The 14962-nt window shown below is 70.9% G+C and carries 13 protein-coding genes; 7 read left to right on the top strand and 6 right to left on the bottom strand.

The genetic code is table 11. The annotated features are described in order from the left end of the window. Positions 1 to 5 precede the first annotated feature (5 nt). Positions 6 to 1865, top strand: coding sequence for a DUF2264 domain-containing protein (locus tag ACSHXC_RS15595; protein ID WP_438292210.1), 1860 nt, complete (start codon positions 6 to 8; stop codon positions 1863 to 1865). A 75-nt stretch (positions 1866 to 1940) separates the two neighbouring features. On the opposite strand, the gene ACSHXC_RS15590 is transcribed toward ACSHXC_RS15595, so the two are convergent. After that, positions 1941 to 2714, bottom strand: a complete 774-nt coding sequence (locus ACSHXC_RS15590; RefSeq protein WP_438292209.1) for an SDR family NAD(P)-dependent oxidoreductase — start codon at positions 2712 to 2714, stop codon at positions 1941 to 1943. Between the two features lie 146 nt (positions 2715 to 2860). Further along, complete coding sequence (locus ACSHXC_RS15585; RefSeq protein WP_438292208.1) at positions 2861 to 3529, bottom strand: MOSC domain-containing protein; 669 nt, start codon at positions 3527 to 3529, stop codon at positions 2861 to 2863. A gap of 80 nt (positions 3530 to 3609) precedes the next feature. Between ACSHXC_RS15585 and ACSHXC_RS15580 the strand changes: the two genes are divergently transcribed. Then, positions 3610 to 4503, top strand: a complete 894-nt coding sequence (locus ACSHXC_RS15580) for a LysR family transcriptional regulator (protein WP_438292207.1) — start codon at positions 3610 to 3612, stop codon at positions 4501 to 4503. A 99-nt stretch (positions 4504 to 4602) separates the two neighbouring features. On the opposite strand, the gene ACSHXC_RS15575 is transcribed toward ACSHXC_RS15580, so the two are convergent. Beyond that, a complete protein-coding gene (locus ACSHXC_RS15575) occupies positions 4603 to 4932 on the bottom strand; it encodes a WhiB family transcriptional regulator (protein ID WP_438292206.1) in 330 nt (109 codons plus the stop codon). 422 nt (positions 4933 to 5354) lie between these two features. Between ACSHXC_RS15575 and ACSHXC_RS15570 the strand changes: the two genes are divergently transcribed. The 4 genes from ACSHXC_RS15570 to ACSHXC_RS15555 all read left to right on the top strand — a co-directional run bounded on the left by ACSHXC_RS15570 (position 5355) and on the right by ACSHXC_RS15555 (position 9695). Then, the gene (locus ACSHXC_RS15570) at positions 5355 to 5966 is read left to right on the top strand and encodes a response regulator transcription factor (RefSeq protein WP_003948568.1); all 612 of its coding nucleotides are present in this window, start codon (positions 5355 to 5357) and stop codon (positions 5964 to 5966) included. A 254-nt stretch (positions 5967 to 6220) separates the two neighbouring features. Beyond that, positions 6221 to 6805, top strand: a complete 585-nt coding sequence (locus tag ACSHXC_RS15565; protein WP_053730357.1) for a sigma-70 family RNA polymerase sigma factor — start codon at positions 6221 to 6223, stop codon at positions 6803 to 6805. A gap of 152 nt (positions 6806 to 6957) precedes the next feature. Continuing rightward, positions 6958 to 8463 carry an IMP dehydrogenase gene (guaB, locus tag ACSHXC_RS15560; RefSeq protein ID WP_438292205.1) on the top strand — a complete coding sequence of 502 codons (1506 nt, stop codon included), beginning with the start codon at positions 6958 to 6960 and terminating at the stop codon, positions 8461 to 8463. Positions 8464 to 8570: 107 nt separating this feature from the next. Beyond that, complete coding sequence (locus tag ACSHXC_RS15555) at positions 8571 to 9695, top strand: GuaB3 family IMP dehydrogenase-related protein (RefSeq protein WP_053730355.1); 1125 nt, start codon at positions 8571 to 8573, stop codon at positions 9693 to 9695. Positions 9696 to 9803: 108 nt separating this feature from the next. Here the strand turns inward: ACSHXC_RS15555 and ACSHXC_RS15550 are convergent, their stop codons facing one another. Both ACSHXC_RS15550 and ACSHXC_RS15545 read right to left on the bottom strand, forming a co-directional pair. Then, positions 9804 to 10319: a hypothetical protein gene (locus ACSHXC_RS15550; protein WP_438292204.1), complete on the bottom strand. Its 516-nt coding sequence runs from the start codon at positions 10317 to 10319 to the stop codon at positions 9804 to 9806. A 113-nt stretch (positions 10320 to 10432) separates the two neighbouring features. Further along, a complete protein-coding gene (locus ACSHXC_RS15545) occupies positions 10433 to 11677 on the bottom strand; it encodes a nucleotide sugar dehydrogenase (protein WP_438292203.1) in 1245 nt (414 codons plus the stop codon). Between the two features lie 234 nt (positions 11678 to 11911). Between ACSHXC_RS15545 and ACSHXC_RS15540 the strand changes: the two genes are divergently transcribed. Then, positions 11912 to 13618, top strand: coding sequence for a glycerol-3-phosphate dehydrogenase/oxidase (locus ACSHXC_RS15540; RefSeq protein WP_438292202.1), 1707 nt, complete (start codon positions 11912 to 11914; stop codon positions 13616 to 13618). On the opposite strand, the gene ACSHXC_RS15535 is transcribed toward ACSHXC_RS15540, so the two are convergent. Next, positions 13615 to 14676 carry a serine hydrolase domain-containing protein gene (locus ACSHXC_RS15535; protein ID WP_438292201.1) on the bottom strand — a complete coding sequence of 354 codons (1062 nt, stop codon included), beginning with the start codon at positions 14674 to 14676 and terminating at the stop codon, positions 13615 to 13617. The two genes, ACSHXC_RS15540 and ACSHXC_RS15535, sit on opposite strands and share 4 nt — an antisense overlap. Positions 14677 to 14962 lie beyond the last annotated feature (286 nt).

Here is a 14962-nt window from a genome sequence, read left to right as displayed (position 1 = left end):
ACACCATGCCCACCCCGTCCGAGAACCGGGAGCTCAGCCCTTACACCGGCTGGACCCGTGCGCACTGGGAGCGGTCGGCGGATCAACTGCTCCTGGCCGTGCGGCCCTACGCCTCGCCCCGGCGGGGGCTGATCAATCTGCCCGGGGCCCGGCCCAGCTGGTCGGGGCCGCGCTCCGACGGGCTCGAAGGCTATGCCCGTACCTGGCTGCTCGCAGCGCTCCGCGTGGCCGGGGCCCGGGGCGACGACCCGCACGGCCACCTCGACCGTTACGCCGAGGGGCTCGCCTCGGGCACCCAACTACCCGTACCCACCGGGGAGTTGAGCCCCGCGTCTCCCGAGGCCTGGCCGCTCGCCACCCACGTACGGCAGGCGATCGTCGAGTCGGCCTCCGTCGCCCTCGGTCTCCGCCTCACCCGCCCCTGGCTGTGGGACCAGCTCGACGACCGCACCCGCCGACGCACTGTCGACTGGCTGCTGCCCGCCCTCGGCGCGTCCCCGGTCGACAACAACTGGTGGCTGTTCGGCCTCACCGTCGCCGGATTCCTCCAGGACGCCGGCATCGAGACCGACCGCGCCAAGGCCACCATCGAGCGCGCCCTGGAACGCATCGACCAGTGGTACCTCGGCGACGGCTGGTACAGCGACGGACCGAACCGCTCCTTCGACCACTACAACGCCTGGGCCCTCCACTTCTATCCCGTCCTGCACGCCCATCTGAGTGCCGACCAGGAACTCCTTGACCGCTACGGCCCCCGGCTGCACGCCCAACTCGACGCCCACACCCGCCTGTTCGGCGCCGACGGCGCGCCGATGCCGTACGGGCGCTCGCTGACCTACCGGTTCGCCGCCGCGGCCGCACCCTGGCTCGGCGCACTCACCGGCCACACCCCGCTCACCCCCGGCGCCACCCGCAGGCTGGCCTCGGGCACCCTGAAGTACTTCCTCGACCGGCCCGAAGGCCAGGGCGCGACCGACGCCGCCGGGCTGCTCACCCTGGGCTGGCACGGCCCCTGCCCACCGGTGATCCAGCGCTACTCGGGCCCCGCGTCCCCGTACTGGGCGTCCAAGGGCTACCTCGGACTGCTGCTGCCGCCCGAGCACCCCGTATGGACGGCCGTCGAGGAGCCGCTGCCCGCCGAGACCGAGGACACCACCGTGTCCCTCGGCCCGCCAGGCCTGCTGATCCAGTCGACGGCCGGGGACGGCCTGGTCCGCCTCCACAACCACGGCAGCAACCACCACGTGGACGGCGGCGCGGACGAGGACCCCTGCTACTCCCGCTTCGCCTACTCGACCGCCACCGGACCCACCTTTGACGGCGTGCCCGACAACCACTTCGGGCTGCTGACAGAGGGGGAGTCCACCACCCGGGGCCCGGCCGCCCCGCTCGGCAGCGGTCCCGGCTGGGCGGCATCCCTGTCCGAGCCGCGACCGGGCCCGCCCGGCGTGCGGATCGTCTCGGTCACCCTCGCGCACGGCCGCGCCGAACTCCGCGCCCACCTGGTCACCGGGGCCGAACCGGGCACCCCCGTCCGCCAGACCGGCTGGGCCACCACCCCCGGCCGCACCGCCCAGCTGCACCCCGTGCACGGCTACGCGGCAGAAGCACACCAACTGGCCGCAGGATCAACTCTGTTCGGGACCGGCTCCGATATCCGGGCGCTCGAAGGAGTGACCGGCACCGCACCAACCCTGTTCATCGCGCTCGCCTCCCTCACCGCCGAACCGGACCCGAGCCCGGTCCACACCCTCGCCGACATCCAGGTCACCGGCCACACCGTCCGGGTGACCTGGCAGAACGGAACCACCTGCCGGCTCGTGCTCGACTCCGCCTCCCCAACCGTCCGTACGGAGGACATGTGAGACCCCGTCCCCCATCGCCGACGCCGACCGCCGCCCCCGACATCGGTGCCTGCGCAGGCCGGGGGCTCAGCCGGCTCACTTCGGGCCGTACTTCCGGCCCGTCTTGGAGGTGATGCCGCCGAGCAGACCGCGCGGCGCCAGCTTCACCGCGCCCATCAGCGCCTTGTAGCGCGGGTCGGGGATCGAGAGCGACTTGCCGCGCGCGAGGTCGGTCAGCGCGGCCGCCACCAGCTTGTCGGCGTCCAGCCACAGCCAGCCCGGGATGTTGTCGGTGCCCATGCCGGCCCGCTGGTGGAACTCGGTCCGCACGAAGCCGGGGCACAGCGCCATCAGCCGCACCCCGGACCCGGCGAGGTCCCGGGCCGCGCCCTGGGTGAACTGCACGACCCACGCCTTGGACGCGCCATAGGTCCCGCGCGGTACGAAGGCGGCGACCGAGGCCACGTTCACGATCCCGCCGCGCCCGCGCTCGCGCATCGAGGCGGTCGCCGCCGAGGTCAGCCTGAGAACCGCCTCAATGTGCACCTTGATCATGGTGAGTTCGTCCGCCATGGACACTTCGAGATAGCGGCCCTTGTTGCCGAACCCGGCGTTGTTGACCAGGAGATCGACCGGCTGCCTGGGCTGCGAGAGCCGCGCCTCGACCGCGGCGATCCCGTCCTCCGTGGACAGGTCGGCGGTCAGCACCTCGGCCTCGATGCCGTGGCGGTCGTGCAGCTCGGTGGCCTGCTCGCTCAGCCTCTCGGTGTCCCGGGCCACCAGCACCAGATCGTGTCCATCGGCCGCGAGGCGCCGCGCGAACGCGGCGCCGATGCCCGCCGTTGCTCCCGTAATCAGTGCAGTCGTCATAGGCGCACGTTAATGCCCCCGGTGGGCGTGCGATGACCGCCCCCGCCCGGCCGTCCAACCGGTCGTGACTCCCATGAACTGCCCCAATAGCGACAGACTTTGAGGGGTTTGTGGTGATCTTGAGGGGAGCGGCTCGGGTCCGGTCCCTATGAGCCCTGCTTGGCCAGGTACTTCCGTACGGTCTCGATCGCCTCGGGCTCCAGGGCGTCGCCCGCCGCCAGGGTGCGCGGCAGCAGTGCCCGCTCGGTCGTGAACGCCCGGAACCAGAAGGTCACCGAAACTTCGTGATCCGGTCGCTCGATCACCTCGATCGCATCGCCCGCACGGATCGCGCCCGGTTCGATCACCCGGAAGTACGCGCCCGGAACCGCCGCCTGTGTGAAGCGCCGGACCCAGCCCTTCTGATCGAGCCAGTCCCCAAACGTCCGGCAGGGAATCCGTCCGGACGTGACTTCGAGGACCACGTCGCGGCCTATCCGCCAGCGCTCGCCGACCCGGGCATCGTTCACATCGACGCCGTACGTAGTGAGGTTCTCGCCGAACGAGCCGTTGGGCAGGTCGCGGCCGAGCTCCTCGGCCCAGACGTCCAGGTCCTCGCGGGCGTAGGCGTAGACGGCCTGGTGGTCACCGCCGTGATGGCGCAGGTCGCAGACGTCGTCGCCCTCGACACCGCTGGCCCCCACGCCCTTGGGGCCCGGAGCGAACACGCGGACCAAGCCGCTCACCGGCCGCTTGTCGATGCCGGTGACGCCGCCCTTGGCGTCGGTGTAGCCGGCGGCCTTGGCGCGGCCCAGGTTCACAGACAGAAGCTCCATAGAGGCACGCTAGCCGAGCCAAACCCAAAGCGGCGAACGATTTCTCGCCGCGCCCTCCAAGATTCGCTTATGCTTGAGGGATGATCGAGGCCCGTCATCTCCGCGTCCTGCGCGCCGTCGCCGCCACCGGCTCCTTCTCGGCGGCGGCCCGCGAGCTGGGCTGCACCCAGCCCGCCGTCAGCCAGCAGATGAAGGCCCTCGAATCGTCCGCGGGCACCCCGCTCCTGATCCGCACCGGGCGCGAGACGCGCCTGACCCAGGCCGGCGAGGTCCTGGTCCGGCACGCCGCCGGCATCCTCGCCGGGCTGACCGCGGCGGAGGAGGAGGTCGCCGCCATCGCCGGGCTGCGGGCCGGCCGGGTGCGCCTGGTCTCCTTCCCGAGCGGCTCCTCCACGCTCGTGCCGACCGCGCTCGCCGCCCTGCGCGCGGCCCACCCGGGCACCCGGGTCTCGCTCGTCGAGGCCGAGCCGCCGCGCTCGGTGGAGATGCTCCGCGAGGGCGACTGCGACATCGCGCTCGCCTTCCGGTACGGCTCGAACGCCACGGAGTGGGACGACCTGGTGGTGCGCCCGCTGCTCGTCGACCGCCTGGTCGGCCTGGTGCCCGAGGGGCATGCGCTGGCCGAGGCGGGCACCGTCGCCATCAAGGACCTGGCGGACGAGCCCTGGATCGCGGGCTGCCCGCGCTGTCGGCGCCAACTGGTGGAGGTCTGCGAGGAGTCCGGGTTCACTCCGCGCATCGACTTCGCCACCGACGACTACCCGGCGGTGATCGGCCTGGTGGGCGCGGGTCTGGGCGTCGCGGTGATGCCGGAGCTCGCCATCGAATCCGTACGGCCCAAGGGTGCGCGCACGGTCACCGTCGAGCCCGCCGTCGAGCGGGAGATCGTCGCCCTCACGCTGCCCGACCTGGCGCAGGTCCCGGCCGTCGCGGCCACCCTGGACCAGTTGGCCCGGGCCGCCGCGCGGGGCTAGGCGCGACAAGAGGGCGCGGCCACAAGCCACCGCTTTGCCGCCGGCGCTGTGCCAAACGGTGCAGAAACGTTTCTTCTGATCCGGTCCGAGCCCAGGTCTCTAGGAGGGGCCCACGTCGCCGCCGGCCGGTGCGGCGGCCGTCACCAGGCGGTTGCGCGCCCTGCCCATAAGCTCTTCGCGCTCGTCCTCGGTGAGCCCGCCCCACACGCCGTAGGGCTCTCGTACCGCCAGGGCGTGGGCCGCGCACTGCGCACGCACCGGGCAGCGCATGCACACCTCTTTCGCCGAGCTCTCGCGCGCGCTCCGCGCCGCGCCGCGCTCGCCTTCCGGGTGGAAGAAGAGCGAGCTGTCGACCCCACGGCAGGCCGCGAGGAGCTGCCAGTCCCACAGATCGGCGTTCGGTCCGGGAAGGCGGGAGAAATCTGCCATTGCTCTTGTCCCCTTGAAACCGTGCTGAGGCGGATGGGCGGGCCGGTACGGGTGCGCACAGGGGCTCATCCGAAACGTAGGTACCGACGAAGGTACATCTCCTGTGTAAGTAGATGTAAATATGACTCATTGGGAATCTAGCCGCAGACACCAGAAAAAGGGAAGAAAAGCCGCTAAATGGGGCATAGCTCCAAAAGTTGGGCGGACAGTTCGCGACACTCTCCTGTGTGCGCGCTTCCTCACGTAGAGTGCCGAACGTGCCCGCCCGACCCGTAACTCTTTCGAGTGACCGTCGTTGAGAGTGCGGAGGCGATTGAAAGAACAAGCGCTCGGGCAGGTGTCCGAGGGCGTCAATCGCACAGGTGACACATGTACCCAGCCTGGAGGCTCAAGGTGACGCGCATCAGCTGCGGAGGGCGGCCATGACATCAGTCCTCGTCTGCGACGACTCCCCGCTTGCCCGCGAGGCGCTCCGCCGCGCGGTTGCGACCGTGCCCGGCGTCGAGCGTGTGACGACGGCGGCCAACGGCGAGGAAGTCCTCCGCCGCTGGGGTGCCGATCGCTCGGACCTGATTCTGATGGACGTACGCATGCCCGGTCTGGGCGGCGTGGAGACCGTCCGCCGGCTGCTGTCCGCAGACCCGGGCGCCCGGATCATCATGCTCACGGTCGCCGAGGATCTCGACGGGGTGGCGCTCGCGGTCGCCGCCGGGGCCCGCGGCTATCTGCACAAGGACGCCTCGCGCGCCGAGCTGCGGGCGACCGTCACCCAGGCGCTCGCCGACCCGACCTGGCGGCTCGCCCCGCGCAGGCTGCGGTCGGCCGAAATGGGTGCGGCGCCTACGCTCACCGCGCGGGAGATCCAGGTGCTCGAAGGCATGAGCCACGGCCGCTCCAACGCCGAGATCGGCCGCGAGCTGTTCCTCTCCGAGGACACGGTCAAGACGCATGCCCGACGGCTGTTCAAGAAGCTCGGCGCCTCGGACAGGGCGCACGCCGTGGCGCTCGGTTTCCGCTGGGGCCTGGTGCGCTGACGGCAGGTGCAACAGCCGGTCGGAGCCCCGTCCGCCGTCGGGCGGGCGGGCCCGGTCGCCCCGCGAAAGGCAGCAGTAGGTGATGCTTCCGCCGCGATGCCGCATCCTTGTAGGTGTGGAGTTCCTCGGGGACAGGTCGGTCGAGCGGGAGGGGGGTGCAGGGGATGAGTTCCGGCGCACCCGCTCATAACGCTTCGGTGCACAACTACGGACGCGGTGCCACGGAGGGGACGACGCCGGGGCACCATGGATCGATGCGCGACGACGAGGCTGCGGCCCAAGGGGTCATCGGTGCACTCGTTCGCCGCGCGGTCGACGGCGACGAGCAGGCGACGCACGATCTGCTCGCGCATGTCCACCCCCTCGCGCTGCGCTATTGCCGCACCCGGCTCAACCGGCTGCCGGGTGATGCTCGCCACTTCGTGGAGGACCTCGCCCAGGAAGTCTGCGTCGCCGTCCTGATGGCGCTGCCGCGTTACCGCGACACCGGGCGCCCCTTCGAGGCCTTCGTCTTCGCCATCGCCTCGCACAAGGTCGCCGACCTTCAGCGGGCGGCTATGCGCCACCCCGGTTCGACGGCCGTGCCGTCCGACGAGATGCCGGAGCGGCCCGACGACTCGCTCGGCCCGGAGGAGCGCGCGCTGCTCAGCAGCGACGCGGAATGGGCCAAGAAGCTCCTCGCCAACCTTCCGGAGAACCAGCGCGAGCTCCTGGTGCTGCGGGTCGCCGTCGGCCTCACCGCCGAGGAGACCGGGCAGATGCTGGGCATGTCGCCCGGCGCGGTCCGGGTCGCCCAGCACCGCGCGCTGAGTCGGCTGCGAGCGCTCGCCGAGCAGTAGGCGGTACCTGGGCGCGTAAAAGGCGCGCCAGCCCCCTGCCAACCACGTGCGAACATACAAAGAATCCAGATGATCTTGCTCGTGGAATGAGACACCCGCACAGCCCGTTAGCATGGACATCCGCACCGATCAAGGCCATTGGGGAAGGTGTCATGACTGCAAACGTCGACGGAGTGCCCGAGAAGTTCGCGACGCTCGGGCTGACATACGACGACGTGCTGCTGCTGCCGGGCGCGTCCGACATGGCGCCCGACCAGATCGACACCTCCTCGTACCTCTCGAAGAACATCAAGGTGAACGTCCCGCTGCTCTCCGCGGCGATGGACAAGGTCACCGAGGCGCGCATGGCCATCGCCATGGCCCGTCAGGGCGGCGCCGGCGTGCTGCACCGCAACCTCTCCATCGAGGACCAGGCCAACCAGGTCGACCTGGTGAAGCGCTCCGAGTCCGGCATGGTCACCGACCCGATCACGGTGCACCCGGACGCGACGCTGCGCGACGCCGACGAGCTGTGCGCCAAATTCCGTATCAGCGGTGTCCCGGTGACCGACTCGGCGGGCAAGCTGCTCGGCATCGTCACCAACCGCGACATGGCCTTCGAGTCGGACCGCAGCCGCCAGGTGCGCGAGGTCATGACCCCGATGCCGCTGGTCACCGGCAAGGTCGGCATCTCCGGCGTGGACGCCATGGAGCTGCTGCGCCGCCACAAGATCGAGAAGCTGCCGCTCGTGGACGAGCAGGGCATCCTCAAGGGCCTCATCACGGTCAAGGACTTCGTCAAGGCCGAGAAGTACCCCAACGCCGCCAAGGACAAGGACGGCCGGCTGCTCGTCGGCGCGGCCGTCGGTGTCGCGGGCGACGCCTACGAGCGCGCCCAGGCGCTGATCGCCGCCGGTGTCGACTTCATCGTCGTGGACACCGCGCACGGCCACTCCCGCCTGGTCGGCGACATGGTCGCCAAGATCAAGTCGAACTCCTCGGGCGTCGACCTCATCGGCGGCAACATCGCCACCCGTGACGGCGCCCAGGCGCTCATCGACTCGGGCGTCGACGGCATCAAGGTCGGCGTCGGCCCCGGCTCCATCTGCACCACCCGCGTCGTCGCCGGCATCGGCGTCCCGCAGGTCACCGCGATCTACGAGGCCTCGCTCGCCGCCAAGGCCGCGGGCGTCCCCGTCATCGGCGACGGCGGCCTGCAGTACTCGGGCGACATCGCCAAGGCCCTGGTCGCGGGCGCCGACACGGTGATGCTGGGCTCGCTGCTCGCGGGCTGCGAGGAGTCCCCGGGCGAGCTGCTCTTCATCAACGGCAAGCAGTTCAAGTCGTACCGCGGCATGGGCTCGCTCGGCGCGATGCAGTCCCGCGGCGACCAGCGTTCGTTCTCCAAGGACCGGTACTTCCAGGAGGCCGTGTCCACCGACGACAAGCTGATCCCCGAGGGCATCGAGGGCCAGGTGCCCTACCGCGGCCCGGTCTCCGCGGTCGTGCACCAGCTCGTCGGCGGTCTGCGCCAGTCGATGTTCTACGTCGGCGGCCGCACCGTCCCCCAGCTCCAGCAGAACGGCAAGTTCGTCCGGATCACCTCGGCGGGTCTCAAGGAGAGCCACCCGCACGACATCCAGATGACCGTCGAGGCGCCGAACTACAGCAGGAAGTAGCACGCGGTACCCGGCGAGGGGCGGCCCCGGGAGTTCCCGGGGCCGCCCCTCGCCCGTATGTCGGGGATACTGGGGCATGCAGACGTAGAGGGAAAGGCCCACACAACGTGACTGAGATCGAGATCGGGCGCGGCAAGCGCGGCCGCAGGGCGTACGCGTTCGACGACATCGCCATCGTCCCGAGCCGGCGTACCCGGGACCCGAAGGAGGTCTCGATCGCCTGGCAGATCGACGCCTACCGTTTTGAGCTGCCCTTCCTGGCCGCCCCCATGGACTCCGTGGTCTCGCCGCAGACGGCGATCCGCATCGGTGAGCTCGGCGGCCTCGGCGTGCTGAACCTAGAGGGTCTGTGGACCCGGTACGAGGACCCGCAGCCGCTGCTCGACGAGATCGCCGAGCTGGACGAGGCGACCGCCAGCCGCCGCCTCCAGGAGATCTACGCGGCGCCCATCAAGGAAGAGCTGATCGGGCAGCGCATCAAGGAGGTGCGCGACTCCGGTGTCGTCACCGCCGCCGCGCTCTCCCCGCAGCGCACCGCCCAGTTCTCCAAGGCCGTCGTGGACGCGGGTGTCGACATCTTCGTCATCCGCGGCACCACCGTCTCGGCCGAGCACGTCTCGGGCGCCGCCGAGCCGCTCAACCTGAAGCAGTTCATCTACGAGCTGGACGTCCCGGTCATCGTCGGCGGCTGCGCCACGTACACCGCGGCCCTGCACCTGATGCGCACCGGAGCGGCCGGCGTCCTGGTGGGCTTCGGCGGCGGCGCCGCGCACACCACCCGCAACGTCCTGGGCATCCAGGTCCCGATGGCCACCGCCGTCGCCGATGTCGCCGCGGCCCGCCGCGACTACATGGACGAGTCCGGCGGCCGGTACGTCCACGTCATCGCGGACGGCGGCGTGGGCTGGTCCGGCGACATCCCGAAGGCCGTCGCCTGCGGCGCCGACTCGGTGATGATGGGCTCCCCGCTGGCCCGCGCCACCGACGCGCCGGGCCGCGGCCACCACTGGGGCATGGAGGCCGTCCACGAGGACGTGCCGCGCGGCAAGCTCGTCGACCTGGGCATCGTCGGCACCACCGAGGAGATCCTCACCGGTCCCTCGCACACCCCGGACGGTTCGATGAACCTGTTCGGCGCCCTGCGCCGCTCGATGGCGACGACCGGCTACAGCGAGCTCAAGGAGTTCCAGCGGGTCGAGGTCACGGTGGCGGACGCGCAGCACAAGCGCTGACGCACGCAACGCGAAGGGGCCCGGATCACCTGGTGATCCGGGCCCCTTCGGCGTACGTCCCGCGCTCGTGACGAAGACCTCCTAAGGAGGCTCTCTGTCGAAGCCCTCTTAAGAGGCGGCCTTCTTGGCGCCCGAGAAGGCCGCCACGGCGGCGATCGCGAAGAAGAGGAAGGTGAGCGGGTCCGCGTCGGCCTTCCAGGCCTCGTTCAGAACGCTGAAGTGGTCGAAGAACAGCTCGGAGACCGTCACCGGCAGCTCCTTGCTCACGATGATCGCCGCGCCGAGCAGCTGGCCGAAGTACACGGCGACCAGCGAGAGCACGGCGCCGAGGACCGGGAGGGCGGGGTTGCGGCCGCCCGCCTTGCCGGCGGCGAAGCCGACGAGGAAGCCGACACCCACGGCCGCGTAGCCGATCTCGTGCTTGGTGGCGCCGATGATCGCGCCGTAGATGCCCGCCGTGACGACGGCGGCGACGACCGCGGCGATCAGGCCGAGCGCGAAGTTGTTCCGCACCGGAGCGGCCGGCGGCGCCGCCGGGTAGCCGAAACCGCCCTGCGGAGGCTGGGCCTGGTCGAACTGGCCCGGCTGCTGCGGCTGGTGCGGTGGCGGAAAGGACTGGCTCATCTTCGCGTTCCCCCCTGGAAACAAACATGGACAAGCGCACGACTGTGCGATTGAGCGGCCCCGAAGAGTAACAGCCCTGTCGGCCTGGGCGTAAGAGATAAATAAAGGCCCGATCACAGTCGGTGCGCCGCCCCCGCCGGGGTCGCGCCGCGGGTGTCCAGAAGCAACTGCGCCTTGACCGCCAGGCCCTGGAGGTCGTACGTGCGGTGGTGCTGGAGCAGCACTGTCAGATCGGCGTGGGCGGCGGCCTCGTAGAGTGCGTCCGCGCGCGGCACCGGCTGGTCGTGGACGCGCCAGGTCGGCACATGGGGATCGTGGTACGTGATCTGCGCGCCCAGATCCATCAGCCGCCCGGCGATCTCATCGGCGGGGGAGCCCTCCTGGCAGGCGGAGTCCGGCTTGTAGGTGACGCCGAGCAGGAGGACGCGGGCGCCGCGGGCCGACTTGCCGTGCTCGTTCAGGAGCGTGGTGGAGCGCTGGATCACGTAGCCGGGCATGTGCGCGTTGATCTCGCGGGCGAGGCCGACCATGCGCAGGCCCGCGTAGGGCAGCGGGGCCGGGTCGAGCGGGATGCCGGGGCCGCCCACGCCCGGTCCCGGCCGGAAGGCCTGGAAGCCGAACGGCTTGGTCTCCGAGCAGCGGATGACGTCCCAGAAGTCGATGCCCATGTCGTGGCAGAGCACGGCCATTTCATTGACCAGGGCGATGTTGACGTGCCGGAAGTTGGTTTCGAGGAGCTTGGACATCTCGGCCTCGCGCAGGCCTCGGGCGCGGACCACCTTGTCGGTGAGGCGGCCGTAGAACGCTGCGGCCGACTCCGTGCAGGCGGGGGTGAGCCCTCCGATGACCTTCGGGGTCGCCGCGAAGCTGTGGGTGCGGTTGCCGGGGTCGATGCGGCTCGGCGAGTAGGCGAGGTGGAAGTCGCGCCCGGCCCGCAGGCCGGAGCCCTCTTCGAGGAGCGGGCGCAGGAACTCCCCGGTGGTTCCGGGGTGTGCGGCCGACTCCAGGATGACGGTGGTGTGCGGCCGCAGCCGCCCGGCCAGCGCGCGGGCGGCCTCGGCGACCGCGCGGAGGTCGAGGGTGCGTTCGGCGCCGAAGGTGGTGGGCGCGCAGATGACGGCGGTACGGACCCGGCCCAGTTCGGCGGGGTCCATCGCGGTGCGGAAGCCGCCCGCGAGCATCCGGCGCAGACCGGCGGGGGTGAGCGAGCTGTCTACGTGGGTGCGTCCGGCGTTGAGTTCGGCGACGGCGCATGGGTCCGTGTCGTACCCGACGGTCTGGATGCCGGCGGCGACGGCGGCTTGGGCGAGGGGCAGGCCCAGGTGGCCGAGTCCGATGACGGCGAGATCTGCGGGCATGTGGCCGTCCTTTCCCTTAGCCGGAGGGGACATGGAGCGCAAGCCCTGTGGACAGAACGAGCGTGCGGAATGTCAGACTAAGAGGAAATATGACCGATTTACGGCATTGGGAGGGCGCGGCAATCCGAGTGTTGTCCACAGGCGGTGGCCGATGTCGGTGGTCCCGTCCAGAATCGAGGATGTGAGCCGGACCACCCGGTCCGCGCGACCACCCCGATCCACGGGAGGCAAGCCGTGAGGACAGCGACACTGGGACCCGAGCAGCGCGCACAGGCGCTCGCCGCCATGGCCGAACGCGAACTGGACGTGCTGGTCGTGGGCGCGGGGGTGGTCGGAGCGGGCACGGCACTCGATGCGGCGACCCGGGGCCTGGCCACCGGCCTGGTCGAAGCGCGGGACTGGGCATCGGGCACCTCAAGCCGCTCCAGCAAGCTGATCCATGGCGGCCTGCGCTATCTGGAGATGCTCGACTTCGCCCTCGTACGCGAAGCCCTCAAGGAACGAGGGCTGCTGCTCGAACGGCTCGCGCCACACCTGGTGAAACCGGTCCCCTTCCTCTACCCCCTGCAGCACAAGGGCTGGGAGCGCCTGTACGCGGGCTCGGGCGTGGCCCTCTACGACGCGATGTCGGTGTCGTCCGGGCACGGCAGAGGGCTGCCGACGCACCGTCATCTGAGCCGCCGCCACGCGCTGCGCGTCGCCCCCGCGTTGAAGAAGGAGGCGCTGGTCGGAGCGCTGCAGTACTACGACGCCCAGATGGACGACGCGCGCTATGTGACCACCCTGGTGCGCACCGCGGCCTCGTACGGGGCACACGTCGCCAACCGGGCCCGGGTGGTGGGCTTCCTGCGCGAGGGCGAACGCGTTGTCGGTGCCAGGGTGCAGGATGGAGAGGCGGGCGGGGAGTACGAGATCCGCGCCAAGCAGGTCGTGAACGCGACGGGGGTGTGGACCGATGACACCCAGGCGCTGATCGGGGAGAGGGGGCAGTTCCATGTACGGGCCTCGAAGGGCATCCACCTGGTGGTGCCCAAGGACCGGATCCACTCGAATACCGGGCTGATCCTGCGGACCGAGAAGTCCGTGCTCTTCGTCATCCCCTGGGGCAGGCACTGGATCATCGGCACCACCGACACCGACTGGGACCTCGACAAGGCGCACCCCGCGGCATCGAGCGCCGACATCGACTACCTCCTGGAACACGTCAATTCGGTGCTCGCGGTGCCGCTGACCCGGGACGACGTCCAGGGCGTGTACGCCGGGCTGCGCCCGCTGCTCGCCGGGGAGTCCGACGCCACCAGCAAGCTCTCGCGCGAACACACCGTCGCGCATCCGGTGCCGGGGCTCGTGGTGGTGGCGGGCGGCAAGTACACGACGTACCGGGTGATGGCGAAGGACGCCGTCGACGAGGCGGTGCACGCGCTCGACCAGCGGGTGGCGGCCTGCGTCACCGAGGACGTCCCGCTGCTCGGCGCCGAGGGATACAGGGCGCTGTGGAACGCCCGGGCCAGGATCGCGGCGAGGACCGGGCTCCATGTGGTGCGCGTGGAGCACCTGTTGAACCGGTACGGCTCGATGGCCGAGGACCTCCTGGAGCTGATCACCGCCGATCCGTCGCTCGGCGAGCCGCTCGCCGCGGCCGACGACTATCTCCGCGCCGAGATCGTCTACGCCGCCTCGCACGAGGGTGCCCGCCACCTCGACGACGTTCTCACCCGGCGGACCCGGATCTCGATCGAGACCTTCGACCGGGGTACGCGCTCGGCCCGGGAGTGCGCGGAGCTGATGGCGCCGGTGCTCGGCTGGGACAAGAAGCAGATCGAGAAGGAGGTGGAGCACTACGAGAAGCGGGTGGAGGCGGAGCGGGAGTCGCAGCGTCAGCCGGACGACCTGACGGCGGACGCGGCCCGGCTCGGTGCGCCGGACATCGCACCGGTTTAGGGGTCCGGTGCCGGGCAGAACTCGGCATCGAGGAGAGCGAGTTCGAGGGAGGGGTCGGTCAGGGAGTCGGTGTTGATACGGAAGACGGCGGTGTGGCGGCCGTCGGGGGTGGCGGCGGCGCGCACGTAGCTGCCGGATATGTGGCCGTTGTGCCCCCATACCGTCAAGCCGCAGGTGAGCCGCTGGGGGTAGATGCCGAGCGCGTAGACGCCCCGGGTGGCGGAGGTGCCGAGCAGTTCGTGTCGCTGGGGCGCGGGCAGCAGGGTGCCGTCGAGGAGGGCCGCGTAGAAACGGCTGAGATCGGCGAGAGTCGAGATCAGCTCGCCGGCGGCGCCCGCCTGGCGCGGGTCGAGTTCGGTGACGTCGCGGCCGCCGGGGGTGTAGGCGCGGCTGTGCGGTTCGGGGAGCGTGGTGCGGGCGCCCGGGAAGGAGGTGTCGGTGAGATGGAGGGGGGTGATGATGCGGCGTTCGGCTTCGGCGGCGTAGGTGCGGCCGGTGACGGCCTGGACGATCCGGCCGAGCAGCACGTAGTTGGTGTTCGAGTAGGCATACGTGCCGAGGGGCCCGGGGGAGTGGGCGAGCGCGGTGCGGATGGCTTCGTCGGGGCCCAGTGGAACCGGAACGGTGGTGTCCGCCGTGTAGTTGAAGAGACCGCTGGTGTGGGAGAGCAGGGAGCGCAGGGTGAGGTGGCGGCCGTCGTTGCCGTGCCCGCGCACAAGCCCGGGCAGATACCGGTCCACGGTGTCGTCGAGTCCCAGCCTGCCCTCGGCGGCCAGCTGGAGCACGACGGTGGCCACGAACGTCTTGGTGACGCTGCCCGCGCGGAAGTGGTCGGCGCGGCCGAGGGCGCTGCCCGCGGTGCGGTACCGGGTGCCGGAGGCGTCCTCGGTGAGCAGGGCGGCGGCCGGGGCGCCGCCGTCGGTGACCAGGCGGACCAGCGCGGTGCGCGTGGTGGAAGGGGCTTCCTCGCCGGGCAGCGGCGTCGTGCCGAGCACGCACAGCGCCGTGGTCAGCGTCGTGGCCAGCGGTGCGGCGAGCAGCGCCCGGAACGTCGGCATGGCGGGCTCCCCTTCCTCCGGAGCCATCTTGGCGGACGTCGGACCCGGGACCATCACCGGTCCTGGCGTGAGGGACAATGGGGGCTCTGCCAGGGCGGGTTACGGGCCTCGCGCGGACGCCGAGTTCGAGAGCGGCTCCGGTGCGGCCGGGCACCCGGCAGGACAAGCAGGTCGGAGCGGTGAGCCGGGCCGCCTCCACGAGGCAGGTCGCGGCAGGCCGCGGGCCGAGGCCGGCGCGGGCGAAGATCAGGAATCGCAGAGGGGACGCATGTCGGAGGCGGAGCAG

It is taken from the genome of Streptomyces sp. HUAS TT7, from assembly GCF_051550175.1.
GTDB lineage: Bacteria > Actinomycetota > Actinomycetes > Streptomycetales > Streptomycetaceae > Streptomyces.
The sequence above is the reverse complement of the archived record's forward strand: the minus strand, read 5'-3'. Positions and strand labels throughout refer to the sequence as shown.